The organism is Nocardia sp. NPDC049190, from assembly GCF_040648115.1.
GTDB lineage: Bacteria > Actinomycetota > Actinomycetes > Mycobacteriales > Mycobacteriaceae > Nocardia.
The window spans coordinates 356,610-380,836 of sequence record NZ_JBEZDE010000002.1 but is presented as its reverse complement, the minus strand read 5'-3'; the positions used below and the strand labels follow the sequence as shown (position 1 = coordinate 380,836).

The following is a 24,227-nucleotide window of genomic DNA, read 5'->3' as shown; positions in this document are numbered from 1 at the left end:
GGTGGTTTCGAAGTCTCGAACAGCCTGGCTCCACCACACGCGATCGGCGAATACCTCGGCGTCTTCGGCACCGGCCTGCGTTTGGCGGAAACCGTCGGACCGGTACTGCTGACCGGATTGTGCCTCGGCCTGGGTCGGCCCGGGTGGTACATCATCGGCGCGCTCCTGCTCGTCGCCGGCACACTGGCACCCGTCACAGTCCGCTGGGCAGAGTCGACCCGACCCTGGGCCGCGAGCCCGGTACCCGAACAAACGCGGTAGCTCTACCGTCATGCTGATCTGCGTGCGGGGGCCGGCGCGGGTTCGATATCGGTCCTGTGCGCAACGACCGGATTACCGTGGAGATAGTCGATTACCTATGTAGGCTGCGGTAACACCCGTAGGTAGCGACAGGAGGTTTTGAATTACCGCTGCCGGGCATTCACGTTGCCGTGACCGCGCTGACGGAGTCGTCGGCCTCGCGGCACGACGTGCGGCAGTGCTGCGCTCGCCACACTGAGCGCGCGGTTCCTCGCAATTTTCGCCGTACCGACCGCGACCAATCTCCGTGCCACAGGGGCTTTCATGCTCTCCGCCCAAAAATGGCCGTCATCCGTCGCGGCATTTTGTGCGCGCGGGGGATGCTGCGGATCGCCGTCCTGCCGTACTCTATGACGCGTCAGCTAGTGCCTGGTGTGCAAGGAGTCGCTATCGAACACGCCGCGTGACAGGTCATGGCGAGGACGGGAGCCGACATCGCTGGCGATGAAGTCGAACCCGGAACACGAACCACGCCCGCCGGCCATCCCGGTGACCATCACGGGGATGGGTTCCGCCACAGTCCCTGCAAGCACTCTGGTTTCAATGTGTAGATGACCGCGTCAAAGCCCCTGCGGAAGAAGTAGGCAAATTCGAGCATCGGCCGGCCGAGGGCAACCGTTTGCGAACCGCATGGTCGGGTCGAGTCAGCCGCATGTCTGTCGCGCGATGGAGGCAACAGGATCTGCCTTCGTCTACTGTGCCGTCGAGGTTTCGGAGTGGGCGAGCGTCGCGACTCTCCTGCGAGCCGAAACATCGCAGCCGAGCCGAAACATCGCAGTGGGTCGTTCGTTTGTGTAGAGAACGGGAATGAAGCCGCACCTTAACGCAATTCATCGTCGGCGTGACCGTGACGCCGACTACTCGGCGCAGTGTGCCGTTTACCTGCCGGGAGTTCCCGAGTGAATGCGCTGAAGCTCGCTCCGGCGCGGCAGGCCACGTTGACTCGTGTTTACACCACACGAGCTACTGATGCGCTGGCGAGCACAACGGCAAGTTTTGCCATCCCGCTGCTGGTATTGATGACCACCGGATCGACCAGCATGACCGGAATAGCCTTCGTGCTCGAGTGGACGCCGCGGCTGGCCGCATTCACCTTCACCGGCTCACTTGTCGACCGCTGGGGTGCTGGTCTCATGGCACGTCACGCCAATCTCGTCCGCTCCGTCGGTATGGTCACGGCCGGCGTATGCCTGGTGATCCTTCCCGCGTCCGGGGCGGCGACCACCGCTGTCGTGTTGGCCTTCGGAACCGTGTCCGGTTTGCTGGCCGAAATGTCCTTTGTCGCGTTGGAAACAATCGGGGCCGAGTTCGGTCGCAGGTTCGAACACCAGGCCCACCACATACAGTCTGTGAACACCGGAATCGATCAGGGTGCACTGCTCGCCGGTCCACTGCTCGTCGGTGTGCTGTTGCAAGCGGGTACATCGACGGTGCTTTTCGCCGTCGCCGGCCTCTCGGTTGCGGCGGCCATCGGAATACCGGGCGATCTTGCCCATGCCCGGCATTCCGCCACTCAGAGCAATCTGCGTATGGGGATGCAGGCGCTACTTCGCGGTCGTGCATTGTTCTGGCTCGTAGTCGGCTTGGCCGCGTGCAACCTGAGCAGCGCGGTATTGCAGGCGGCCACACCTGCCCTGCTGCTGGTGCGGTTTCAGCGTTCCGCTGCCGACGTCAGTATGTTGTGGAGCACCGTCGCAGTCGTGGCACTGCTCGCGGTCTGGGGAGCGCGGCGAGCTATCGACCGCTGGCAGGTGAACGTCGTCGGTGCGGTAGCGGCCGCGGTATCCACTGTGGCCTGCCTGGCTGTCGCGATGGTGCCCGAATTCCTGGCGTATGCGATCGCGGTGGTGGTGTTCATGGCGGCGGAGGGAGCGCTGACCGTGGTGTTGCGCACGCTCCGAAGTCAACTCATTCCCGCCGAGGGGTTCGGCTCGATCCTGTCGGCTTCCATTCTTGTCGTACTTTTGCCGATGCCATTGGCCGGCGTCCTGGTCGCTGTCGTGCCATTCGGCAGCCTGACGCTGCTCTTCCCGGTCTGTGCCGCTCTACAGGCAATTCTGCTTTGGCTATGTTTCCGAAGGCCACACTGACCTGTGACGTCACCAGTTCTTCAGTCCCTTTGTTACAAGTTCGCGAGGTTCACGCAATGCCCGACACCGCACAGTCGCTGATCATTATCGTCGGCGGATCCGATCAGCTCTATCGTGAGTACAGTCACGAATGGATCGCAGCGGAATATCCGATCGCGGTGATCACCGCCGAACCGCCCACCTGGCAACGCCGACTCATTGTCGACCACGAAGTCGCCGATACCCGAGATTCTGACTCGGTCCGGGCGGCAGGGCGGTCTTTAGCCTTGCGCCACCGCATTGCCGGTGTGCTCACCTGGGACGAGTTCGCGCTCGTGCCGACAGCTGCCCTGGCAGCTGATCTCGGCTTGTCGGGCAATTCGATCTCCTCGATGAGTGCCTCCCGTGACAAGGCCACCAGTCGGCGAAAGTTCGCTGAAAACGGCGTTCCATCAGCCAAATCCACGCCGGTGGACAGTCTGGTGGCCGCGGCCGCCGCGGCCGACCACACCGGGTATCCGATCGTGCTCAAGCCTGCGTCGTACGCCGGAGCCATCGGTGTCATCCGGGTGGACACCGCTGAAGACTTACCTGCCGCATGGAGTTTCACCACCGCCGGCGCGACCGGACAAGGCCGGGAAGGCAGTGGCGTGCTGGTGGAGGAGTACCTGGCGGGGCCTGAGATCTCCGTCGAATGCGTCACCATCGAGGGACGCACTACAGCGCTTGCGGTAGTCCGCAAAGAGCTCGGTTTCGCACCCTATTTCGAACAGCTCGGCCAGGCGGTGACTGCGGCGGACCCACTGCTGCCCGAGGTCGCTCCGGTGGCTGCAGCGGCGGTGCAGGCTCTCGGTGTCCGAGAGGGGGTACAGCATGTGGAGATGCGCCTCACCGCCACCGGACCACGGATCATCGAGGTCAACTCGCGCATCGCCGGGGACTTGATCGGTGTTCTCGTCCGGCTCGCCACAGGTCTCGACTTGCCACGCATCGCAGCGGACATCGCCTGTGGCCGGACACCCGAGCTGACCCCGTCAGAGCAGAAGAGCGCGGCGATCAGAATGCTGTACCCGACGCACAGCGGGGTCCTCACGACACGGGAGATCTCCGGGTCGCCTGACTTGGAGTACCCCTGGTTGGAGCGGTTCCGCTGGGAACACGCTGTTGGCGACAATGTCATCCTGCCGCCGGAAGGCAATTTGGAAACCGCTCGAATCGGTTTCATGGTTGTCACCGCAGACAGCCAGTCACAAGCCTACGAGCGTCTCGACCTCGTCGAGAAGAGATTGGTGCTCCAGGTGTCCAGCGACCAGGACCGAGATTCGGAGTCCGTTCCGTCGGTCGTTGCGCTATAGCGCCCCGTGGCCGAGCTACTGGTTCCCTTGTTGTTGCCCACAGTTCGCCATGTATTTCGAAATCCATCGGTCAACATGGAAGGATGCTTGGTACCGGCTGGCGCAGAAGATATTCGGCGGTAGTCGGGGGCGTACGCACTAATGCATACCACTCGGTCGTGGATCGCCTTCGCCGAAGTTGTCGATGCTGTGACGGAAAACTCGGTAACCAGCCCCGGAGCTAGCAGCGAGATAGCCGTCACGGCATCAGATTTCGCCTGATCTCTCCAGGGGTTATCGATCGAGACCTGGGCTGTGTGGTGGCGCGTATCGAAAAGGCCGTCATGAAACGACAATTCAGCCGGGGCGGGCTTCCGGTATCCTGCTGGGCTCCCGTACATATCTGCGTCGAGGCCGTACAACGGCGCGGTCGATCCGAGCTCCAGGATGACCCGACCACGGGCTCGAGCATAATTCGCCGCAGGTTTGCGGCAATCCGTGAAGCGCGCCAATTCCGCCCGTGGTATCCGCACAATGGAGTCTCGCATTCCTCAAGGTATTTCGTGCGTGCACACCATGTTTCGGACCGTGGTGCCACCGTATTGTGTGACATGTCAGGTAGGTCCCAGTGTAAGGAGAGACGATTGGAAACACGGCCCGACAGAGGTCGTGACAAGGCTGAGAACAACATCGGCCATGAAGTCGAAACCCCGAATCGGAGACTGATCCGGGTGGGATATCGCAGTAGCTGCTCGAGCGTGCTAGGACTGAAATGAAGCCACACATTGTCGTACTCCACCGTTGGCGTGACCGTTACGCCGAATACCCTCGCTATTTCGATCACGACCACTACGCCGTGACGTATATCTGCCGCGAAATCGCACGGCCTTCGGTTCCGGACAGTGTGGCAGCAGCCGTCACCGTCGTCGACCTCGATGATTTCGCTGCGGTGCGCGCGGCTGTCCTCGGGTTCTCCGAACGATTCGGACATCCCCATCGGATCGTTGGCCTCCATGAGGACGACCTCGTGCCGGCCGCGCAGTTGCGCCAGGAACTCGATATCCCCGGTAATCGGCCCAGCGATGTCACCAGGTTCCGCGACAAGCTGGTCATGTGCGGGGTTATTTCAGATGCTCGGATCCCACTGCCTGCGTTTGCTGATGCTCCTGACACCGCCGCAGTGCTGGAGTTCGCCGACTCGCATGGTTGGCCCGTGATCGTGAAACCACGATGGGGTGGCGGGAGCGAAGGTGTGATCCAGTTGCATTCGCCGTCCGATGCCGCCTTGTTGGCCGAGTCCGCGACCGAGCCTCGCCTGGTGCAACAGTTCTGCCCGGACGACATCTTGCATATCGATGGTCTGTGGACCGGCGACGACCTGCAACCGTGGCGAGCCTCGCGATACCTGACCAAGTGCGGCGATTTCGACCGCGACAACGTACTCAGTGCAGTGGAGATCGACGATCCGGATGTGTTGGCTCATATCGAAGCCTTCACCCGTATGGTGTGCGCCGCGCTGAGCGGCGAGTCACCACTGGTATTTCATCTCGAGGCTTTTTTGGGTCGCGAGCCGGATGGCACACCGCGAATCCAGTTCCTGGAGATCGGCGCTCGCCCGGGCGGCGCGGAGATTCCCTTTCTGTGGCGAGATGTGCATGGCTACGACCTGATGGCCGCTATTGCCGATATTCAATTGGGCCGCCGACCTCAGTCGGATCCGCTCCCGAATTCCGCTGTGGCCGGGTGGCTTATCGTCAAGCCGTCGATTCCGGCTCCGTGCACGGTCATGGCCGTCTCGGAGCCGTCGCACCAGGTCGGCGGCAGCCTGTATGTCAGTGTGCTCCCTGCCCCGGGTTCGGTGCTGCCCGCTGTGTCGAGCTATGAGCAGTGCGGAGCCCGATTCCGGTTCGCGGGCGCGACGAGCGCCGAAGTCGAACAGGAAATCCAGCGCATCGCAGCGGATTTCCGACTGCACTGTGAACCCGGAGAGGCCTCGGTGCTGGTCGACGCCACCGAGGGAGAGCTGCAAGGCCAGCCCACCGGTTAAGCCGCCGAACACCGGAAAGCTCGCCGACGGTCTCGTCGTCGGCGACTTGACGGTCCGACCGCCGATCACGCCGCGGCGCGATCCCTGTCGATCTGCCGCAGGGCGCGGACCGTATCGAACGGTGCCCGCGCCTTCGGCATGGGGGTCGCCGTGGCGACGGCAACCACATGAATTTCGGGGCGGTTGCGTGGCCCCGCGGCAAGGATGGCGCAGGTGTGGCCTCGAGCAGAGCGATGGGCGATGGGCGGCCATGCCGATCACGGTGTTGTAGATCCGGTGCGTCGACGTCTGCCGAGGGCTGCCGCGGCTATCCGGCCAGAAAGTCCGCTACCAACACGTTGACCCGGGGCGGATCCTCCAAGGCGGCAAGGTGTGCGACACCGTCGAGCACCTGGAATGTCGACCCGGGTATCGCGTCTGCCATTGCCCGGGTCTCCGGCACGGAAAAGGTCGCGTCTTCGATACCGGCGACAACGAGCACGGGGGATGAAATCGTGGCGAACAGGTCGAGTTGGTCGACCCGAGCCGGTACTACGCTGCGGATGGCAAAGGAAACCGACGACAAATCGACCGCCTGCACGGTCGCGCGGACGTAGGCGACCACGTCGGGTCTCGTGCGGAACGTCGTAGGTCCGAGGAACGCCTGCACTGCGGATCGGACCAGTGGCCCACGGAATCCGCCCAGGAGCCGGGCCAGGCGTAGCAAGGCTCCGTATTCGATCCGCTGCCTGGCCCCCGCCGCTGAGCCGGTGCAGTTCATCAGCACGGCACGTCCGAGGCGATCGGGGTGAAGTGCGGCGAAGGTGCCGCCGATCATTCCGCCCCAAGAGTTGCCGACCAGATGCGTGACGTCGATCTGAAGTGCGTCGAGGATATCGACGATGCAGCGGGCACAGTCGTCGAAACCGAACATCGCGGTCAACGGCTGGCTGCCGCCGTGTCCGGGCGGATCCACCATGATCACGGTGTGCTGTCCGGCCAGATATTCGGCCTGGGCGAGCCACATGTCGCCGGTCATCAAGAGGCTGGGCCAGCACAGTACGGGTGTTCCCGAACCGGTGATCCGAACCCGAATCGTGCCGAGAACAGTCGGAATCATGTGTTCGATGTACGTGGGGCTCGCCATTGACTCCAGCTTTCACGGCCGATGATTCGGTCAACCAATGACCGCAGGCTAGCACCGCAGCGCTGTGTTTGCCCATGCACTCGGGCGGTGGTCTCGACCCTGTGCACCTGGTCGGTGACGGCACCGGCATCGTTGTCCGCAGCGCAGGAAGGTCTATACCATGCCGCTCGCTGCGCCGTTGGCCGACGGGCTGATCGGGGCGTTCAGAGGCGCGCGACGCAGACGATGAAATGACGCTGCCCGTAGACGATTCCGCTGTCGCTGGCGGCGCAGGAGTTGACGTCGACGGTGCCCTGTTTGATCTCCACCACGCGCACTCCGTTCGGTGTGCCGTGGGCCGCGCAGTCGAGGCGTTTCGGACTGCCGGGGATCAGCTCCATGCAGCCGCCGACCACCCAGTCGATGTCCATGCACAGCGCGGCTTGCGCGGCGCCCTGCAGGGTGTCGTTGTAGGTGTGGTCGGCGTCGCTGGGGCACGGGCTGTTCGCCGGAGCCTTCTCGACGACCTTGTAGGTGGCGCCGGCGCCGCCGCAGGACGACTTCTCGATTCCGCCGGAGCCGGCGAGGCGCACGCAATCGCCGACGTTCACCTGGAGCGTGGTGGCGCTCTTGTTCGCCGCGCCGCGCAGGCCCGAGGTGGCGGTCGGCGGAGCCTCGGTGGTGGACGAGGGCAGGTCGGAAGCAGGCGGCGGCGGTGTGGATGTGGTTGTCGCGCTGGTGGTCTGGGCGGCCTGTGCTGGTTGTTCGTCGGATCCGCCCATCGACACCGCGGCAAAGGCCACGAGCGCGGCCGATAGCGCGGTCGCAACTATGAAGACCGTCAGAGTGATACCGGCACGAATACGTTGGCGCGACACGACACGTCCTCCACAGCTGTAACCCTTCGAACTCGCCCTCGAGGAGATCCGAGTTGTGAGTCTTGCGAATTGAAGACCACGCCATGCATACACTATTCGGCGCGTCCGCGTCGAGCTGATGTGCTCTTCGGTTGGGGTTGCCGGAGCGTATGCGCGTCGAATCCCGGACTCGGTCACGATCGAATAACGAATCTTACTGAGGCGGTGGGCTGTTCGCCAGGTCTGGCAACAAGGTATGGGGGTTGTACAGTCCACGCCATCCGGCCTCCGGCGCCGGGTCTTGGTGAGAAGGAATTACAGCATGAAGTTCGGCACAATTGCCGCCATAACATTCAGCGCGGTCGCCGCGGTGGGTATAGCCGCGGGAACCGCGAATTCCCAACCCGCGCAAGCGGATCGAGAGATGGTCTCGACCGGCGTCGATCAGGGCGTCGGCTATCACACCACGGTCTCCGACGAGACCGGGACGATCACCACCTCCATCGAGCACGGCACGTTCGCGGTCGTCGACAACGGCGCCAAGATCGCGCTCACGTCCGACACCGGCGCCGTCGTCGCCGAAGTCCCGCTGACCTACGAGGTTTCCGGCAGCAAGTTGCCGGTCGCGCACGAGATCAGTGACAACGGAACACGGCTCGCGCTCACGCCGGTCGCGGACGCGAAGGAAATCGGCGAGATGCAGCCGATCAGCTCGATGAACCGGCTGATGGCCGAACTCAACAAGAACGTCGCGGGCGTGGTCGTCGGCGGGCTGCTCGGCGGGCTGCTCGGTGCGCTGATCGGTCTCGGCTTCTTCAGCATCATCACCGGACCGATCGGCCTGGTCGTCGGTGCGATCGCGGGTGGATACATCATGGGCGGCCAGCCGTTCATGGACGCTCTGATGGCGGTCGTCAACGGCGAGCCCTGATCGGCGGTCGCTCGCGTGAGGGGCAGGCGCACCGCAGCGCGCCTGCCCGTCCGACCGGGTGGATAGTGGTGAAAATCACTCTGATCGTCGTCGCGGCGTCTGCTGTGTAACCGGCAGGTGCGTCCCGATGGGTGGCCGGCTATCGGCCACGGAAAAGTACCGACTCGCCATCAGGCGGGTCGCATCGTCCGGAATCCGGGCTCGGCAACAGGCGTGCGTGCGCGATACCCGCGATACCGCAGCCGCCGAGCAGGTGCCGTGGCACGAAATCTCGACGTCGGCCGGTCCGCTCGGACCGCGCGTCTACGGAGGTAAGGCAAGCAGCCGCGTCAGCGGTCGGCTGGGCCGGACTCGCCGTCGCGGTGCTGGCGGGATAGCCGCCAAAGAAACTCCGGGTCGTCGTCAGGCCCGATAGCGCGCCGACGACGCGGTGAATGCGCTTGCGGGGTGGTGCGTCCAGCTTTCTCGGGGCCGTACGCCTTCCAGCACAACACCGCGATCGTTACGACTGCGATGAGTGCCAACAGGTACATCACGTCGCTCACCTCCTGATATCGAGGGTAGCCGCGTCCGTGAATCCCGCACACCGCGCACAGGTAATTCTGTCCGCGGGCCCGCGCGGGCCCGAACGCGCCGGGCCCGCGCGTCCTGCGATCAGTGTGCGGTCGCCTCGGTGGTGAGCGACTGCAGCAGCTGGAGTACTTCTGATTCGCGGAACCGGCGATGACCGCCCGGTGTGCGTAGAGACCCGAGGCGCCCGGCATGCGCCCAGCGCGTCACGGTTTTCGGGTCGACGTGAAACAGGGCAGCAACCTGGCCCGGTGTCAGCAGGGTGTCCTGGCCGCCGACGGTGATCGCAGTCATAGCAAACCTCTCCGTTCTCGACAGTTCCCTCATCAGATGGCGCCATCGTCGCACTGAAACCCCTAGGTACTCGAACCACCTACAGTTGGTAAAGGGGAGGTAATAGACAAAACGGATGTGCGCCGCACCCCCGACAGCGGGATCGCACCAGGGGTGGGCAACAGCTTCGCATAGGCTGACAGGTGTGCGTGAAGCAACTCCACCGGAAGGTGTTCCCGGGCAGCAAACTGCTGGCGCGGGCCGTCGGCTGATTCGCGATCTGGCGCTCTACACGCTCGCCAGGCTGGCTCTCGTCATAGTGATCACGGCCGTGATCGTGCTGGCCGCGCGGCTGGTGTCGGTGGACATTCCGTTGGTAGTCGCCGCGCTGTTCGCGCTGATCATCGCGATGCCGCTGTCGCTGACGCTGTTCAAGCGGCTGCGCGCCAGGGTCAACGAGGACATCGCCCTGGTGGACGAGCGTCGCCGCAAGGACAAAGCGCAGTTGCGCGCGCGGCTGCGCGGCGAGAACCCGGAGGACTCCGGGGCGTCCTCGTGAAATCCTGCGACCGCAGCACGCCGCGACACTGGGTCGACAACGCGGTCCGACTGATCGACGCCGACACCCAGCGCAGCGCCGACACGCACCTGCTGCGCTACCCACTACCGGTCGAGTGGAACGTCCAGTTGTACCTGAAGGACGAGTCCACGCACATCACCGGCAGCCTCAAGCATCGGCTGGCCCGCTCGCTGTTTCTGTACGCGATCTGCAATGGCTGGGTCACCGAGGGCACCACCGTGGTGGAGGCGTCCTCCGGATCGACGGCGGTCAGTGAGGCATACTTCGCGAAGCTGCTCGGCCTGGACTTCGTCGCGGTGATGCCGGCGAGTACGTCGCCGCAGAAGGTCGCGCTGATCGAAGCGCAGGGTGGGCGTTGTCATTTCGTGCAGCGCCCGCCGGATATGTACACCGAGGCGGCGCGGCTGGCCGCCGAGTGTGGTGGTCACTACATGGATCAGTTCACGCACGCCGAGCGCGCCACCGACTGGCGCGGCAACAACAACATCGCTGAGTCGATCTTCGAGCAGATGGCGTTGGAGACCCATCCGGTGCCGGAATGGATCGTGGTCGGTGCGGGGACCGGCGGTACGAGTGCCACGATCGGCCGCTACATCCGGTATCGCCGGCATGCGACAAAGTTGGCGGTGGTCGATCCGGAGAACTCTGCGTTTTTCGGTGGCTACGAGAGCGCGGATCAGGACTATCGGACCGGGATGTCCTCGCGGATCGAGGGCATCGGCCGCCCCCGGGTGGAACCGTCGTTCGTCGGTCAGGTGGTGGATCGGATGTTCGAGGTGCCAGACGCGGCCTCCATCGCGGCCGCCCGGCATGCCGGCGTGCGGCTCGGCCGGCGGGTCGGCGGATCGACCGGCACCAACCTGTGCGGCGCGTTCGCCCTCGTCGCGGAGATGATCGCCGAGAAGTGCAGCGGTAGCGTGGTCACTTTGCTCTGTGACGGCGGGGATCGTTATGCGGGAACGTATTTCGATGACGCCTGGGTCGCATCGCGGGGGTTGAGTCTCGCTGAGCCCACCGCGATCCTGGACCAGTTCATGGCGACCGGAATCTGGGAAGGCTGAACGGAATACCCGGTGCCGCGCCCGGTGTATGGGCGCCTGGCGGATCTGGCTGACGACTCGGTGTCGTTCGTTCTCCGGTAGTGGATTCGGGCTTCCGCGCCGCTCGGTTCGTCAATCTTTGTTGACATCGTTCGGTGGTGTCAATCAAGATTGACGGTATGACGGAAGCAACCACCCTGGCGGCCGCCGCAGGCAGTCCCGACCCCAAGGTCGGGCTGCGCGCGGTGCTCGCGCTGCGTCGGCTGCTCGAACGTCTCGAGGCGATTCAGGTGGCCAACGCCCGCCAACAGGGCTGGTCGTGGCAAGCGATCGCGGAGGCGCTCGAGGTCAGCAGGCAGGCGGTCCACCAGAAGTACCACCGGAGAGGCAGGAGCCGCTGATGTTCGAACGGTTCAGTAGGTCGGCGCGGGCGACTGTCGTCGTCGCCCAAGAGGACGCACGGGGGCTGCGGGCGCCGAATATCGATGTCGAGCATGTGCTGCTCGGGCTGCTCTCGCACGGCGACTCGGAGCTGAAGGCGCTGCTCGGCGAGGCCGGGCTGACCCACGAGAGCGTACTGAACACGCTGGCCGCCCAGGGGAAAGGAGAACCGCTCGGTGCGGAAGACGCCGAAGCCCTGCGCTCCATCGGCATCGATCTCGATGCCGTGCGCGAGTCGCTGGAGGCCGAATTCGGCGAGGACGCACTCGATCGCGCGCTGCCCGAACCCCGGCGCGGGCCATTCGGGTGGGGGCGCGGCGGCGACTTCGGGCACATCCCGTTCGGCAAGGACGCGAAGAAAGTGCTCGAACTCGCACTGCGCGAGGCGCTCGGCCGCAAGGACAAGTCCATCGAATCCGGGCATGTCCTGCTGGGGATCCTGCGGGCGCCCAATCAGATCACGGTGCGCCTGTTCGGCGGCTCCAGCGTGATCGACGACTTGCGTCCGAAGGTGCACGCGATCCTGGACCGTGCCGCGTGAGCGCGGGGCGATGTGCTGTCGCGATATACGTTTTCCGGCAGCACATGTCCGCCTCGCGGGCCTAGCATTGGCCCATGCAGCTTCTGATTCGGTTGATCATCAACGCGGTGGCCATCTGGCTGGCCGCCACCTGGGTCACCAATATCGACATCGTCAGCCCCGCCGACCAAGGCACCGGCGCCAAGGTCGTCGTCGTGCTCCTCGTGGCCGTGGTGTTCACGGTGGTGAACGCGCTGGTCAAGCCGATTGTCAAACTGCTGTCGTTGCCCCTGGTGATCGTGACGGTGGGGCTGTTCCTGCTGGTGATCAACGCGCTCATGCTCTGGCTCACCGCGGAGATCACCAAGGCGTTCAGCGACTACGGGCTGCGAGTCGAGGGTTTCTGGGCCGCGGTACTCGGCGGCATCATTGTCTCGATCGTCAACTGGGTACTCGGCATCTTGGTCCCGGACGGCGACTAGGAACCGGCGCGGGCTCGCTAGCCGAGTCCGACCGCCAGCGCGGTGACCGCCGACCAGACCAGCAGTGTGAGGCCGGAATCCCGCAGAGCGGGAATCAGCTCGAGTCCGCCCTTACCGTGGCGCACCGGCGTGTTGGCGCGTACCGCCAGCGGCACGGCGACCAGGCCGACCAGCGCCCACGGGGTGCGGGCCACCAGGATCGTCGTCGCGAGGAACGGCACCGCGAGCAACGCGAGGTGCAGCGTGCGGGTGCGCGTATCACCGAGCTTCACCGCGAGGGTGACCTTCCCGGACTCGGTGTCGGTCGGGATATCGCGCAGGTTGTTGGCGACGAGTACGGCACTGGAGAACGCGCCCACCGAGACCGCGAGCAGCCCGCCGACCCAGTCGATCGACGTGGCCTGCACGAACTGGGTACCGAGCACGCCGACCAGACCGAAGAAGACGAAGACCGCCACTTCGCCGAAGCCGCTGTAGCCGTACGGCTTGCTTCCTCCGGTGTAATACCAGGCACCGGCCAGACAGGCCACGCCGACGAGCAGCAACCACCACGCGCTCGTGCACACGAGTACCAGGCCGAAGACCGCACCGATGGCGAGACTGACGATCGCGGCGCTCTTCACCGCGGCGGGCGAAGCCAGTTTCTGCCCCACCAGCCGCAGCGGGCCGACCCGGACGTCATCGGTGCCGCGGATACCGTCGGAGTAGTCGTTGGCGTAGTTGACGCCGATGATCAGCGCCAGCGAAACAAGCAGCGCGAGAATCGCTTTCCACCACACCGCGCCGCCGACGGACGCGGCAGCGCCGGTCCCGGCGAGCACCGGGGCGATCGCATTCGGCAGGGTACGCGGTCGCGCGCCCTCGATCCATTGCGCTGCAGTAGCCATCTCCGCAGCCTAATGCGCGCTGCGGATTCAGGGCGTTTCGGCCGACGCCGCCGCCTGCTGCAGGCGGGCGAGTCCCTTCTCGAAGTCCTTGCCGACCAGTTTGTCCATCGGGATGAACTTGCCGACCAGGCCCATCAGCCCGGACTGTTGTCCGGACATCCGCCAGGTCACCTCGGTGCCGGTCTCGACCGGGTCGAGGGTGAAGGTCACCTGATTGGTGGCTTTCATCGGTTTCAGGAATCTCAGGCGGACGCCGATCTCGTGTTCGGCACTCGCGACGATCTCCATGCTGCCCGCGCCGGCCTTGCGGTTTCCGCTCCAGGCATAGCGCGCGCCCACACCGGAGGCGGCGCCGGAATAGCTGCGCTGTATCTGCGGGTCGAGGTCTTCCCACGGCGACCACTTGGTCCACTCGTGAAAATCGTCGATCAGTTTGCGCACTCGGGTGGGTTCGGCCGTGATCACGGCCGAACGGACCACTTCGAACTCAGCCATGCGGTCAGCCTAAGCGACCGACCACCAGGAAAGGGGACACAGAAATCGTGTCGGCCCGATCAGCCCAGCTCGCATACGATGGCCGCGGGATGTTTCCGGATCAGAGGGGCCCGAACGGCCACAGTCGAGCAGTGACGGCGCCCGCAGGCGAATCGGTCGTAGTGGCCCTGCTGGGCGAGGTCGCGCTGCAGCGAGACGGCGTGCTCACACCGCTGCCGGGCGCCCGGTCCCGGCTGCTGCTCGCGGCGCTCGCGCTGCGACCCGGTCGTAGCCGCGGCGCGCAGGCCCTGATCACCGAGGTCTGGGGTGAGCAGCCGCCGCGGGCGCCGATGAATGCGCTGCACACGCAGGTCTCCCGGCTGCGGTCCGCCCTGCCCGACGGTGCGTTGGAGATCGGCCCCGCGGGCTACCGGTTGACCCTCGGCGCCGGTCGGGTCGATCTGACCCTTGCCGGCGAGCTGGCGCGGGAAGCGGGCCGCCGCCGCGCGATGGGTGATTTCGCCGGGTGCCTGACGGCTGTACGGCATGCGCGGGCGCTGTGGCGTGGCGAACCCGGCGCCGATCTGCCCTCCGGTGATCTCGCCGACGAATTGCGCGCCGCCGCCGCGCATCGACTCGCCGAAATCGACGCCCTCGAGCTGGCGGCGCGGGAGTCTGTCGGCGACGTCGACGGCGCGCTACGCCTCGCCCGTCACCGCGCCGCCGTTGACCCGCTGGACGAGCCCGCCCAGCAGACCCTGATGCGTCTGCTCGTCGGCGCCGACCGTGCCAACGAGGCGCTGGAGTCCTTCGCGGCCTTCCGTTCCCGGCTGGCCGAGCAGCTCGGTACGGACCCGGGATCGGCGCTCGTCGCGTTGAACACCGCGATCTTGCGGGGGGAGCCGGTGGGCCACGCGAACGTCGCGCCGCAGCCCGCGCCCGTCCGGGCACCGGCATCGCACGCCACCGGCGTCTCCCGGATCACTTACCTGTCCGGCGAACTGCGCTCGGACGAAAATTCCGCCGCCGCAGCGGAATTCCAGCAAGCCGTCTCGATCGGTCTGCGTGCCGCGCCCAATGCGCTACTCGGCCGGGAAGCCGATCTCGGCGCGATCGCGCAGCTACTGCAAGGTTCTCGGGTGCTCACCGTGCTCGGCCCGGGCGGCGCGGGAAAGACCAGGGTCGCCAACGAGATCGGTGCACGCGTGGCGGGCACCCGTCCGGTGGTGCTTGTCGAACTGGCCTCGGTGCGCGCGGACGGCACGGAAGCCAGAATCGAGATCGAAGCGGCGATCGCCGGGGTGCTCGGCTTGGGCGATGTCAGCTTCGACACCGCCACGCTGCGTACCCGGCAAACCCCCGACGCCAGGCAGCGTCTGCGCGATGCGGTGTCGGCCCGCTCGATGTTGCTCATCCTGGACAACTGTGAGCACCTGATCGACGCCGTTGCCGTCGTGGTCGCCGATCTGATCGGCAGCGCGGATCGTCTGACCGTACTCGCCACCAGCCGGGCGCCGCTGATGATCACCGCCGAGACCGTGTACCCGCTGCCGCCCCTGACGATCGACCCGGCGGGTTCGCCCGCGACCGAACTGTTCGCGGCGCGAGCCAAGGCAGTACGCCCTGGGGTCCGGCTGGACCCGGACGTCGTCGCCCGCCTCTGCCACACCCTCGACGGACTGCCATTGGCCATCGAGCTGGCCGCCGCCCGAGTGCGAGTGATGAGCGTCGAGGAGATCACCGAGCGGCTGGCCGATCGGTTCGCATTGCTGCGCCACGGCGACCGCAGCTCGCCGGAACGGCATCGCACGCTGCACGCGGTGATCGACTGGAGCTGGAACCTGCTCGACACTCCGCAGCAGGTGGCGCTGCGCCGATTATGCCGGTTCCCGGCCGGTTTCACGCTGGCGGCCGCCGAGGCGGTAGCGGGCGGGACAACGGTGGACGACGTCGCAGCGGCGGTCGACGGGCTGGTCAACCAGTCGCTGCTCACCGTGCTGGACCACGAAGCGCTCGGCACCCGGTACCGGATGCTGGAGACCGTGCGGGAGTACGGCGAGGAGCAGCTGACACGCAGCGACGGCGAGGCGCAATCGGTCGACACCGCGGTGATGCGGTGGGCCAAGGACTACGCCGACAACGCCGCGCACCGATACCTGACCGGTGACCAGGTCGAGTGGGCGCTCTCGGTCGCGACGGAGCTGGACAACCTGCTCGCGGCGTTACGCTGCGCGGTCGAACGGCGGGACGCGACAACGGCGTACACGGTTTTTCCGATCGTCTCCGTGCTGTGGGCGATTCGCGGCTCGCACACCGAGGTGATCAGCTGGGCCGCGCGAGTCATCGATCTGGAACCGCGTTACGTGGGCGCCGACGCGCCGTCCCCTGATCTTGTGCTCACCACCTATCAGATGATGTTCGTGCACCTCGCGTATGCCGGTGGCAAGGCGCGCGTCCTCGCGCGGCTGCGCCTGCGCGTGCGTCGATTACTGCGCAGCCGCAGCGACCTCATCGAGAGCAACCTCTTCATCGGCCGAGTCCTCCTCGTCCGAGCCGACGGAGCGGGCTTCGGCAGACTGATCGCCGATGCCATCCGATCGAACGATCCGCAGACCCGTGCGACCGCACTGTTGTTGCGCGCCAACATCCGTGAGAACCTCGGCGACGTGCGCGGCTCCACCGTCGACGCGACCCGAGCGCTCGAACTCTTCGGGCATGACAAGGCCTGGAACACGGCCATGGTGTGCAGGCATCTCGGCCAAGTATGTGGCCAGATCGCGCACTATGCGGAATCGGTGACGTATTATCGCCGTTCGCTGGAAACACTCCTGCAACTCGGCGCGTACGAGGATACCGTGGAGACCCGCTGCCTGCTGATTGCGTCGCTGGTCGGCATCGGCGAACTCGAGCAGGCGGCGCACGAACTCGACCTCGCGCTCGCCACGGTGGATATCGAGAGCTCCATCGGCGGGCAGAACCGGCTACTGGCCACCGTCGTGCAGAGTTCGGCCGAGGTAGCGTTCGCGGAGGGCGACATCGAGGGGGGATTGCGTCGCTACCAGCGCGCGCTCGACCTGTGCGGTTGGCCGGACAGCTCGTTGGGCCCAGGACCAGGCCCACTGATGTTCGCCTCCGCCGCATTGGACGCACAAGTGCTGCACGGCGCGACCGACTCCGCCGCGACGCTGGCAGCGCAACTGATCGAGATCACACCGCCGATAATGTCGCCGTTCGAGGACCTGCCGCAGATCGGTGCCGTCGCCTGTGCGATCGGTTCGTATCTGATCGCCACCGGCCGGGAGGTGGCGCGCGGTCTCGAACTGCTCTCGCTGGCCCCGAATATCCACTGCCGCCAGGACTTTCCCTCGATGCGCTGGACCAGGCACGCGGACGCGGCGGACGCGGTCCTCGGTGCCGGCCGGGCGGCCCAGGCGCGCGCCCGGGTCGCCCACCTTCGCCGCAGGGACTCCGCCCAGCGCATCATGCGGATACTCGATGAGCTGAACACATCCCGCTGACGCCTCCCGGGGAGCGCTCCCGCGACACCGTCCACGGCTTGCCCCACCGGAGTCGACGACGATACGCCGGGTGACCTGATGCCACCCGACGTACCACCTTGTGCTTCACGCCCGCCGCATGTACGCCTTGACAGTCAGCGGGGCGAAGATCGCGATGACGACCACCGCGCCGATCAGCGACCAGGCCAGGTCGCCGCCATACTCGCCGCCGTTCATCAGCGCCCGGCACACGTTCACCATGTAGTACACCGGATTCGCGTGATTGAGCCCCTGCATCCAGCCCGGCATCGTGGTCACCAGAGCAAAGGCGCCGGACATGAAAGTCAATGGAAACATGATCATCATCGAGATGCCCTGCACGCCCGCCGCGCTCTTGCCGGTGACGCCGACCAGCGCCCAAATCCAACTGATCGCGAATGAGCAGGCCACGATGACCAGGCCCGCCGCGACCACGCCCACCACACCGCCAGCAGGTCGGTAGCCGATGCACAGCCCGACGAGGATGGTCAGCACCGTCGCGATCACGTAGCGCACCATGTCCGCGATCAGCGCTCCGGCCAGGGCGGAAATGCGCGCGATCGGAAGGGATTTGAACCGGTCGAACACGCCTTTGTCCATATCCTCGCGCAACTGGGTGCCGGTGACGACCGACGTGAGCACGACGGTCTGCACCAAGATGCCGGGGATCAGGATCGGCAGGTAGTCACGCACGCTACCGCCGATCGCGCCGCCGAAGATGTAGGCGAACAGCGCGGTGAACAGGATGGGCTGCACCGTCACATCGAACAGTTGTTCCGGTTTGTGCTTGATCTTCAGCAGGCCGCGGTAGGCCATGGTGAACGAGTTCGCCACCGCCTGCCCGACCGGAATACGGTTGCGCACGTCGGGAATCGGCGTGGGTGCCGCATGGCGTGCCGTAGTGTCGGTCGCGGTGAGCGTGGTCATGCCGCGCTCCTTTCGGATTCGTCGGTGCCGTCTTCGGCCGGGTGGCCGGTGATGGTGAGAAAGACCTCGTCGAGGCTCGGTTTGCTCACCGTGATCTCGTCGACCTCGATCTCCCACTCGCGCAGGCGAATCAACAGATCAGCGGTTACGCTCGCGTCGGACAGCGGGGCGGTCAGCCGGCCCGCCTCCGCGGTGACCTGCGCCTCGGTGCCGAGGAAATCGCCGACGATCCGGCGCGCCTCGTCGAGTTGGCCGCGATCGACCAGGGTCAGATGCAGCGAGGAACCACCCACCGATGCCTTGAGTTCGTCGGCGGTGCCGTCGGCGATCACCCTCCCGTGGTCGATCACCGCGATCCGGTCGGCCAGCTGGTCGGCCTCATCCAGATATTGCGTGGTGAGCAGTACGGTGGCGCCCTCGCGGACCAGCCGACGGATGGTCTCCCACATCTGGGCGCGGGTACGCGGATCCAGGCCGGTGGTCGGCTCGTCGAGGAACAGCAGCGGCGGAGTCGCGATCAGGCTGGCGGCAAGGTCGAGCCGGCGCCGCATGCCGCCGGAGAAGTTCCGCAGCGACTTGTTCGCCGCCTCGGTGAGGTCGAACTCCTCCAACAGCTCGATCGCCTTGCGTCGGGCATCGGTCCGGCTCAGGCCGAGTAGACGAGAGAAGACGATCAGGTTCTCCGTGGCGCTGAGATCCTCGTCGACCGAGGCGTACTGGCCGGTGACGCCGATCAAGGACCGAACGGCCGTCGGCTCCTCGACCACGTCGTGGCCGAAGATCCGGCCGAGGCCGCCGTCCGGGCGCAACAGCGTCGCGAGCATGCGAATGGTCGTCGTCTTACCCGCGCCGTTCGGTCCGAGCACACCGTAGACCGAGCCCTGCGGCACCGCCAGGCTCACCCCGTCCACGGCTCGCTGTTCACCGAACACCTTGACCAGGCCGTCCGCCTCGACGGCGAGCGCTGCGGTTGGTGCGAAAGAAGTCATGCCATGACTGTGGCGGCCCTGACTTGCGTCGCCCTTGCATGGCTCTGTCTTTGGCAGCGCCTGCGGCGCTGCGTGTACGCGAACCGGGCCGCGAACGGGGAATGCTCGGTCTCGCTTCGCTCGGAGGTGGGGGTTGGGCCGATGTGGTTGCTTGGGAGTGGTTGGTCGTGGTTTCTGTTGGTGACTTCGTGGCGGGAGGTGTGGTCGCGTGGACGTGCGCTCGGCTGTGAACGAGGAATGGTTGGTGTTGCTCCGTTCGGAAGTGGGGGTGGGCCGATGTGGTGACGTTTGTGGTGTGTGGGTCGCAGTCGGGCGCGACTGCTTCTGCGGTTGATGTCTGGTTGATGCGGGGTAAGAGGGTCGGCAGAGGACACTCGTCTGACCGGTATCGGCGATGTTGCGGTGTGGACAGACGGCCGGTCGGTTGAGCGGCGGACCGGCTCTACAGACCGTCGTCCGGCTGTTTTGGGCTGCGAGGCTTGCTTTTACGGCTGGTTCGCCTGATGCGTCAGGTATGGAGGCAGATAGGGCCGTAGCGCAGCGAGCGCGACGACGGCATTGAGCGCGGCGAGGTGCGTCTCGCGGTAGCCGTTGGCCAGACGTGTGGCGGGCGGCGGAATGCCAGCCTCTTCGTAGTCGCGCACCGTCTGCTGGGACGGAGTTCCTGCTTGTGCCAGATCCAGCGGCAGCATTCCTCCCTCTTTGACGGTTCTCCAGTGCGGGCGCTTGTACAACGACCGAGACATTCAACCGACAGTTCAAAGTTACAATCAGAGGGTGTGAACATCCAGCCTGAGCATCCCACCCGGCGCGAGCCGCGTACTCCAGACTTCACGTTGACAATGGACGAGCTGAGGGCGGTGACTGCCTTTGCCGTGGCCTCAGCTGAGCGAGCGCTCCCGCTCTTCGAGGCGCACCGCCCCCACGACAGCAGACCTCGTGCGGCGCTCGAGGCCGCCACTGCTTTTGTCGAGGGAGACCGCCGGTCCCGCGCACAGCGGGTGACCGCGCCGGCCGCCCACCGCGCCGCGAAGGAATCACCGTCGCGGCTCGCCTTCCACGCCGCGATGGCAGCGGGAGATGCCGCCGCGTCGGCGTACCTGCATCCACTGGCAGAGGCAGTCCAGGTCAACCACATCCTGCGCGCATCGGCGCATACCATCCGCGTCTTCGAGATGTGCCCGAGCGGGGCTGCGGGCAACTCGGTCGAGCGCATCGCAAACCTCGCAACCCCGGTGGTGATCGACATCCTCCATCGTTACCCGAGGATCGGCGCCGGCACGAACAGGATCAGCCGACTCGTGCACGAACTCGACGCCAAGCTGCGAGATCAGTCGCCGATCCCGCTCGAGCGACACGACCGAGCGTTGGAGTGGCGATGATCCTGCCCAAGGTCCGCGATCCCCGCATGGTGACCATTCGTCGGGGCGGCTCGCTGACCGATGCCGACCATCGGTTGCTCGCGCTGTGGGCAGCGGTGTGCGCGGAACATGTTCTGGGCTATTTCGAGCGCGAGCGGCCCGACGATCCACGGCCACGAGACGCGATCGCGGCCGCCCGAGCGTGGGCGCGCGGCGATATGCCGATGATGCAGGCGCGCGCGACCGGTGGACACGCGATGGGCGCTGCCCGGGCCCTTGTCGGGGCCGCCCGCTTCACCGCCTACTCGGCCGGACAGGCCGCCTGCGTCGGACATGTCGCCGAACACGATCTCGGCGCCGCTGCATACGCGATCAAAGCAGTTCGAAGCGCACACCCTGACAATTCCCAGGCCGGCCGGATCGAGCGTGATTGGCAACGCGATCAGCTTCCCGATCCGGTCCGCAGGCTTGTCCTCGACGACCAATTCCGGCGCAACAGCATCTGCTGGTCAGCCTTCTCCGACTGAGACTGTCGTTGCGGACCGACGAGTTAGCGTGTCGAGTTGGTGAGGAGGTGTTCGCGGAGCTTGGCCCGGTCCGGCTTGCCCGGGCCGCGCAGTGGGAGTTCGTCGAGCAACACCAGTTCGCGTGGCGCGGCGATGGAGTCCAATTCCGCGAGTACGTGGTCGCGTAGTTCGGCGAGGTTGGGCGCCGTGCCCGCGGTCGGGACCACCGCGGCTGCGACACGTTGTCCGAGTCGATCGTCCGGTAGCCCGAGTACGACGACCTCGTTGATCGCCGGATGGGTGCTCAACACCGCTTCGACCACCTGCGGAAATACCACCAAGCCGCCGGTCATGATGGCCTCGTCGAGTCGTCCGGTGATGCTCAGCACACCGTCTTCGAAGGTGCCCGCGTCTTCGGTGCGGAACCAGCCAGGTTCGGCGAAGGCGGGATGGTCGGGCTGGTTGCGGTAGCCCGAGGCGATCATCGCGCCACCGAGTACCACCCGGCTGTCCTCGATGCGCACCATCGTGTCGTGCAGCGGGACGCCGTCGTACACGCAGCCGCCACAGGTCTCGCTCATGCCGTAGCTGCGAACCACGGTGATACCGGCGGCCCGCGCGCGCTCGTAGACCGGAAGGGGGGTCGCCGCGCCGCCGACGAGCACGCCGTCCAGGCCAGCCAGTGCCTTCGTCGCGACCGGCGCGTCCAGGGCCTTGATCAACTGCGTCGGGACCAGCGCCGTATACCTGCGGTCGCCGCGCATACCGGCGATGGCGCCGGCCAGCGCCTCGGGCAGGAAGCCGCCGGACACGTCGAGCACGGTGGGTTCGGTGCCCGCCAGAATGCTGCGCAGCAGCACCTGGATGCCCGCGATGTGGTGGGTCGGCAAGGCCAGCAGCCAGCTGCCTGGACCCCCGAGGCGGTCGTGCGTCGCAGTCCCACTGGCGCGCAGCGCCGACGCGCTGAGCATCGCGCCTTTCGGCACGCCGGTAGTGCCGGAGGTGGTCACTACGAGAGCGACTTCGTCATCGATCGGCTCGCCCGGCGACAGCGCGTCACTCAGACGCCGCGCCTCGCGGCGGTCGCTGGTGGGAATCGGCAGCCAAGCGGGCCCGCTGCCCTCCATCGCCTCGCGCAGATGCGGTATGACTTCGCCGATGCCGGATCCGGTGGGCATCGGCAAGGTCCGCAGTGTCCTGCTCACGACTCGCCTCGCTGTTCGCCCGACTCCGTCATGCCACGAGGCGCTGTCGCGCGAACTCGCCCACTGCGCTCCCGCACGGTGGCGTAGACACGCCCACTGCGCTCCCGCACGGTGGCGTAGACACGCCCGCTGCGCTCCCGCACGGTGGCGTAGACACGCCCGCTGCGCTCCCGCACGGTGGACATGGCTCGCTCGCTGCGCTCCCTCACGGTAGGGATCGTGTCATGTCCGCGTCGCCGCATGTGGAACGGGTCGGTCTAGCGGAGTCGAGCACAACCGGGCGCGGCCATTCGGACAGATCGGACTCAGGGTCGCCAAGCATCGAGACTGCGATTCATTCGTCGGACGTAACGTGGACATGGTTCCCGGACATCGGCGGTCGGTGACCATGGACCGTCATCGTCCTCGATGGTTGCCACGTCGGCAACTCGGTCACGCGCTCCGAAATGCCGAACGGAACCGATGTCACTCGGTCGACCAGCGCGAATCCCGTCGAAGCGGATGCAAGCGCGGGACCTCGACGAGAACGATCGGGACCCCGTCGGGATCGCGCACCCACATCTCGATCAGCCCCCATGGCTCCTCCACCGGCGGTCGGTCCAGCGCGATTCCCTTCAGGGCGAGTTCGGTGGCCGCGTCGGACACATCGCGGACCTGCAACCAGATGGCGCCCTGAAACGACGACGAGTCTCCCGATCCGCCGTGCGCGGCCACCTCGATCAACGACTGGCCCGCGAAGAAGACCGTGCCGGCGGGATACTCGCGCGCGATGGCCAACTGCAGCCCGTCGCGGTAGAACGCGAGCGTGACCGCGTAATCCGCGGGGCGCAAAATGATTCGGCTGCTGAGGATGTCCATATCAGAAGTGCCAGGGGTAGGGGTTCCAGTCCGGTGCGCGCTTCTGCAGAAACGCGTCACGGCCCTCGACGGCCTCGTCTGTCATGTAGGCCATCCGAGTCGCCTCGCCCGCGAACAGTTGCTGACCGACGAGCCCGTCGTCGAGCAGGTTGAACGCGTATTTCAGCATCCGTTGCGCCTGGGGGGATTTGCCGTTGATGTCGGCGGTCCACTCCAGCGCGACGTCTTCCAGTTCGGCGTGGTCGACCACTGTGTTGACCGCGCCCATCTGGTGCATCTCCTCGGCGGTATAGGGACGACCGAGGAAGAAGATCTCACGGGCGAACTTCTGGCCGACCATCTTCGCCAGGTACGCGCTGCCGTAGCCGCCGTCGAAACTGCCCACATCGGCGTCGGTCTGCTTGAAACGGGCGTGCTCGCGGCTGGCCAGGGTGAGGTCGCAGACCACGTGCAGACTGTGTCCACCGCCCGCGGCCCAGCCGTTCACCAGCGCGATGACGACCTTCGGCATGAAACGGATCAGTCGTTGCACCTCCAGGATGTGCAACCGGCCCGCGCGGGCCTGGTCCACCGTGTCCGCGGTGTCGCCGCTGGCGTACTGGTAGCCGCTACGTCCGCGGATGCGCTGATCGCCGCCGGAGCAGAAGGCCCAGCCACCGTCTTTGGGGCTCGGCCCGTTACCGGTGAGCAGCACCGCGCCGACGTCCGGTGTCATCCTCGCGTGGTCGAGAGCCCGAAAGAGTTCGTCGACCGTGTGCGGGCGAAACGCATTGCGCACCTCCGGCCGGTCGAACGCGACGCGGACGGTGCCTTGCTCGATATGCCGGTGGTAGGTGATATCGGTCAGATTCTCGAACCCGGGTACGGGTCGCCACAGCTTCGGATTGAACGTCACGTCTGTGATTATTGCTCGGTATCGGCCCCGCGCCGCCGCG

General features: G+C 66.0%; 25 protein-coding genes and 1 pseudogene. 13 read left to right on the top strand and 13 right to left on the bottom strand.

Annotated elements, in window-relative coordinates; genetic code table 11:
- The 4 genes and pseudogenes from AB0B25_RS03650 to AB0B25_RS03635 form a co-directional block, all read left to right on the top strand.
- Window positions 1-261 (top strand): annotated as a pseudogene (locus AB0B25_RS03650) (hypothetical protein); the annotation flags it as partial.
- A 938-nt stretch (window positions 262-1,199) separates the two neighbouring features.
- Complete coding sequence (locus AB0B25_RS03645) at window positions 1,200-2,390, top strand: hypothetical protein (RefSeq protein ID WP_357174092.1); 1,191 nt, start codon at window positions 1,200-1,202, stop codon at window positions 2,388-2,390.
- A gap of 56 nt (window positions 2,391-2,446) precedes the next feature.
- Complete coding sequence (locus AB0B25_RS03640; RefSeq protein ID WP_357174089.1) at window positions 2,447-3,724, top strand: ATP-grasp domain-containing protein; 1,278 nt, start codon at window positions 2,447-2,449, stop codon at window positions 3,722-3,724.
- Window positions 3,725-4,475: 751 nt separating this feature from the next.
- Complete coding sequence (locus tag AB0B25_RS03635; protein ID WP_357174086.1) at window positions 4,476-5,750, top strand: hypothetical protein; 1,275 nt, start codon at window positions 4,476-4,478, stop codon at window positions 5,748-5,750.
- Between the two features lie 307 nt (window positions 5,751-6,057).
- Here the strand turns inward: AB0B25_RS03635 and AB0B25_RS03630 are convergent, their stop codons facing one another.
- Together AB0B25_RS03630 and AB0B25_RS03625 are read right to left on the bottom strand one after the other, a co-directional pair.
- Window positions 6,058-6,876, bottom strand: a complete 819-nt coding sequence (locus AB0B25_RS03630) for an alpha/beta hydrolase (protein ID WP_357174083.1) — start codon at window positions 6,874-6,876, stop codon at window positions 6,058-6,060.
- 203 nt (window positions 6,877-7,079) lie between these two features.
- Window positions 7,080-7,733 (bottom strand): hypothetical protein, encoded by a 654-nt coding sequence (locus AB0B25_RS03625; RefSeq protein WP_357174080.1) that lies wholly within the window; start codon window positions 7,731-7,733, stop codon window positions 7,080-7,082.
- Window positions 7,734-8,034: 301 nt separating this feature from the next.
- On the opposite strand from AB0B25_RS03625, the gene AB0B25_RS03620 reads away from it, so the two are divergent.
- Complete coding sequence (locus tag AB0B25_RS03620; protein ID WP_357174077.1) at window positions 8,035-8,643, top strand: hypothetical protein; 609 nt, start codon at window positions 8,035-8,037, stop codon at window positions 8,641-8,643.
- A gap of 329 nt (window positions 8,644-8,972) precedes the next feature.
- On the opposite strand, the gene AB0B25_RS03615 is transcribed toward AB0B25_RS03620, so the two are convergent.
- Window positions 8,973-9,179, bottom strand: a complete 207-nt coding sequence (locus tag AB0B25_RS03615) for a hypothetical protein (RefSeq protein WP_357174174.1) — start codon at window positions 9,177-9,179, stop codon at window positions 8,973-8,975.
- Between the two features lie 118 nt (window positions 9,180-9,297).
- Window positions 9,298-9,507 (bottom strand): BldC family transcriptional regulator, encoded by a 210-nt coding sequence (locus AB0B25_RS03610; RefSeq protein WP_327110406.1) that lies wholly within the window; start codon window positions 9,505-9,507, stop codon window positions 9,298-9,300.
- A gap of 184 nt (window positions 9,508-9,691) precedes the next feature.
- Here AB0B25_RS03610 and AB0B25_RS03605 point away from each other — a divergent pair, with 184 nt between their 5' ends.
- The 5 genes from AB0B25_RS03605 (at window position 9,692) to AB0B25_RS03585 (ending at window position 12,549) form a co-directional block, all read left to right on the top strand.
- Entirely contained in the window at window positions 9,692-10,045 is a 354-nt protein-coding gene (locus tag AB0B25_RS03605; RefSeq protein ID WP_357174074.1) for a DUF4229 domain-containing protein, read from the top strand.
- On the top strand, window positions 10,042-11,127 hold the full coding sequence (locus tag AB0B25_RS03600) for a PLP-dependent cysteine synthase family protein (protein ID WP_357174072.1): 1,086 nt from the start codon (window positions 10,042-10,044) through the stop codon (window positions 11,125-11,127). The genes AB0B25_RS03605 and AB0B25_RS03600 overlap by 4 nt, the downstream gene beginning before the upstream one ends.
- Window positions 11,128-11,285: 158 nt before the next feature.
- Entirely contained in the window at window positions 11,286-11,507 is a 222-nt protein-coding gene (locus AB0B25_RS03595; protein WP_357174069.1) for an HTH domain-containing protein, read from the top strand.
- Entirely contained in the window at window positions 11,507-12,088 is a 582-nt protein-coding gene (locus AB0B25_RS03590; protein ID WP_357174066.1) for a Clp protease N-terminal domain-containing protein, read from the top strand. The genes AB0B25_RS03595 and AB0B25_RS03590 overlap by 1 nt, the downstream gene beginning before the upstream one ends.
- Window positions 12,089-12,162: 74 nt before the next feature.
- Window positions 12,163-12,549 (top strand): phage holin family protein, encoded by a 387-nt coding sequence (locus tag AB0B25_RS03585; RefSeq protein ID WP_357174063.1) that lies wholly within the window; start codon window positions 12,163-12,165, stop codon window positions 12,547-12,549.
- A gap of 17 nt (window positions 12,550-12,566) precedes the next feature.
- Here AB0B25_RS03585 and AB0B25_RS03580 read toward each other — a convergent pair whose 3' ends face one another.
- Both AB0B25_RS03580 and AB0B25_RS03575 read right to left on the bottom strand, forming a co-directional pair.
- Window positions 12,567-13,436, bottom strand: a complete 870-nt coding sequence (locus AB0B25_RS03580) for a 1,4-dihydroxy-2-naphthoate polyprenyltransferase (protein WP_357174060.1) — start codon at window positions 13,434-13,436, stop codon at window positions 12,567-12,569.
- Between the two features lie 27 nt (window positions 13,437-13,463).
- On the bottom strand, window positions 13,464-13,931 hold the full coding sequence (locus AB0B25_RS03575) for an SRPBCC family protein (protein ID WP_357174057.1): 468 nt from the start codon (window positions 13,929-13,931) through the stop codon (window positions 13,464-13,466).
- A gap of 131 nt (window positions 13,932-14,062) precedes the next feature.
- Here AB0B25_RS03575 and AB0B25_RS03570 point away from each other — a divergent pair, with 131 nt between their 5' ends.
- Entirely contained in the window at window positions 14,063-17,428 is a 3,366-nt protein-coding gene (locus AB0B25_RS03570; RefSeq protein ID WP_357174054.1) for a BTAD domain-containing putative transcriptional regulator, read from the top strand.
- 105 nt (window positions 17,429-17,533) lie between these two features.
- Here the strand turns inward: AB0B25_RS03570 and AB0B25_RS03565 are convergent, their stop codons facing one another.
- The 3 genes from AB0B25_RS03565 to AB0B25_RS03555 form a co-directional block, all read right to left on the bottom strand.
- Window positions 17,534-18,373 (bottom strand): ABC transporter permease, encoded by an 840-nt coding sequence (locus AB0B25_RS03565; RefSeq protein WP_357174051.1) that lies wholly within the window; start codon window positions 18,371-18,373, stop codon window positions 17,534-17,536.
- Window positions 18,370-19,362, bottom strand: a complete 993-nt coding sequence (locus tag AB0B25_RS03560; RefSeq protein ID WP_357174048.1) for an ATP-binding cassette domain-containing protein — start codon at window positions 19,360-19,362, stop codon at window positions 18,370-18,372. The genes AB0B25_RS03565 and AB0B25_RS03560 overlap by 4 nt, the downstream gene beginning before the upstream one ends.
- A gap of 485 nt (window positions 19,363-19,847) precedes the next feature.
- On the bottom strand, window positions 19,848-20,054 hold the full coding sequence (locus AB0B25_RS03555; protein WP_357174045.1) for a hypothetical protein: 207 nt from the start codon (window positions 20,052-20,054) through the stop codon (window positions 19,848-19,850).
- Window positions 20,055-20,141: 87 nt separating this feature from the next.
- Between AB0B25_RS03555 and AB0B25_RS03550 the strand changes: the two genes are divergently transcribed.
- Both AB0B25_RS03550 and AB0B25_RS03545 read left to right on the top strand, forming a co-directional pair.
- The gene (locus AB0B25_RS03550) at window positions 20,142-20,744 is read left to right on the top strand and encodes a putative immunity protein (RefSeq protein WP_357174042.1); all 603 of its coding nucleotides are present in this window, start codon (window positions 20,142-20,144) and stop codon (window positions 20,742-20,744) included.
- Window positions 20,741-21,250: a putative immunity protein gene (locus AB0B25_RS03545; protein ID WP_357174040.1), complete on the top strand. Its 510-nt coding sequence runs from the start codon at window positions 20,741-20,743 to the stop codon at window positions 21,248-21,250. Before AB0B25_RS03550 ends, AB0B25_RS03545 begins: the two co-directional genes overlap by 4 nt.
- Window positions 21,251-21,273: 23 nt before the next feature.
- On the opposite strand, the gene menE is transcribed toward AB0B25_RS03545, so the two are convergent.
- The 4 genes from menE to AB0B25_RS03525 form a co-directional block, all read right to left on the bottom strand.
- The gene (gene menE, locus AB0B25_RS03540) at window positions 21,274-22,407 is read right to left on the bottom strand and encodes an o-succinylbenzoate--CoA ligase (RefSeq protein ID WP_357174172.1); all 1,134 of its coding nucleotides are present in this window, start codon (window positions 22,405-22,407) and stop codon (window positions 21,274-21,276) included.
- Between the two features lie 23 nt (window positions 22,408-22,430).
- Window positions 22,431-22,643 carry a hypothetical protein gene (locus AB0B25_RS03535; protein WP_357174038.1) on the bottom strand — a complete coding sequence of 71 codons (213 nt, stop codon included), beginning with the start codon at window positions 22,641-22,643 and terminating at the stop codon, window positions 22,431-22,433.
- 256 nt (window positions 22,644-22,899) lie between these two features.
- Window positions 22,900-23,292, bottom strand: coding sequence for a VOC family protein (locus AB0B25_RS03530; RefSeq protein WP_357174036.1), 393 nt, complete (start codon window positions 23,290-23,292; stop codon window positions 22,900-22,902).
- A gap of 1 nt (window position 23,293) precedes the next feature.
- The gene (locus AB0B25_RS03525) at window positions 23,294-24,187 is read right to left on the bottom strand and encodes a 1,4-dihydroxy-2-naphthoyl-CoA synthase (protein ID WP_357174033.1); all 894 of its coding nucleotides are present in this window, start codon (window positions 24,185-24,187) and stop codon (window positions 23,294-23,296) included.
- Between the last annotated feature and the right edge of the window lie 40 nt (window positions 24,188-24,227).

What these genes read in the sequence shown, in the direction of transcription:
- AB0B25_RS03555 (WP_357174045.1), bottom strand. Translation starts at nt 20,054, where the DNA reads ATGCTGCCGCTGGATCTGGCACAAGCAGGAACTCCGTCCCAGCAGACG.
- AB0B25_RS03565 (WP_357174051.1), bottom strand. Translation starts at nt 18,373, where the DNA reads ATGACCACGCTCACCGCGACCGACACTACGGCACGCCATGCGGCACCC.
- AB0B25_RS03595 (WP_357174069.1), top strand. Translation starts at nt 11,286, where the DNA reads ATGACGGAAGCAACCACCCTGGCGGCCGCCGCAGGCAGTCCCGACCCC.
- AB0B25_RS03530 (WP_357174036.1), bottom strand. Translation starts at nt 23,292, where the DNA reads ATGGACATCCTCAGCAGCCGAATCATTTTGCGCCCCGCGGATTACGCG.
- AB0B25_RS03585 (WP_357174063.1), top strand. Translation starts at nt 12,163, where the DNA reads ATGCAGCTTCTGATTCGGTTGATCATCAACGCGGTGGCCATCTGGCTG.
- AB0B25_RS03580 (WP_357174060.1), bottom strand. Translation starts at nt 13,436, where the DNA reads ATGGCTACTGCAGCGCAATGGATCGAGGGCGCGCGACCGCGTACCCTG.
- AB0B25_RS03560 (WP_357174048.1), bottom strand. Translation starts at nt 19,362, where the DNA reads ATGACTTCTTTCGCACCAACCGCAGCGCTCGCCGTCGAGGCGGACGGC.
- AB0B25_RS03590 (WP_357174066.1), top strand. Translation starts at nt 11,507, where the DNA reads ATGTTCGAACGGTTCAGTAGGTCGGCGCGGGCGACTGTCGTCGTCGCC.
- AB0B25_RS03545 (WP_357174040.1), top strand. Translation starts at nt 20,741, where the DNA reads ATGATCCTGCCCAAGGTCCGCGATCCCCGCATGGTGACCATTCGTCGG.
- AB0B25_RS03630 (WP_357174083.1), bottom strand. Translation starts at nt 6,876, where the DNA reads ATGGCGAGCCCCACGTACATCGAACACATGATTCCGACTGTTCTCGGC.
- menE (WP_357174172.1), bottom strand. Translation starts at nt 22,407, where the DNA reads ATGCCCACCGGATCCGGCATCGGCGAAGTCATACCGCATCTGCGCGAG.
- AB0B25_RS03610 (WP_327110406.1), bottom strand. Translation starts at nt 9,507, where the DNA reads ATGACTGCGATCACCGTCGGCGGCCAGGACACCCTGCTGACACCGGGC.
- AB0B25_RS03620 (WP_357174077.1), top strand. Translation starts at nt 8,035, where the DNA reads ATGAAGTTCGGCACAATTGCCGCCATAACATTCAGCGCGGTCGCCGCG.
- AB0B25_RS03640 (WP_357174089.1), top strand. Translation starts at nt 2,447, where the DNA reads ATGCCCGACACCGCACAGTCGCTGATCATTATCGTCGGCGGATCCGAT.
- AB0B25_RS03575 (WP_357174057.1), bottom strand. Translation starts at nt 13,931, where the DNA reads ATGGCTGAGTTCGAAGTGGTCCGTTCGGCCGTGATCACGGCCGAACCC.
- AB0B25_RS03635 (WP_357174086.1), top strand. Translation starts at nt 4,476, where the DNA reads ATGAAGCCACACATTGTCGTACTCCACCGTTGGCGTGACCGTTACGCC.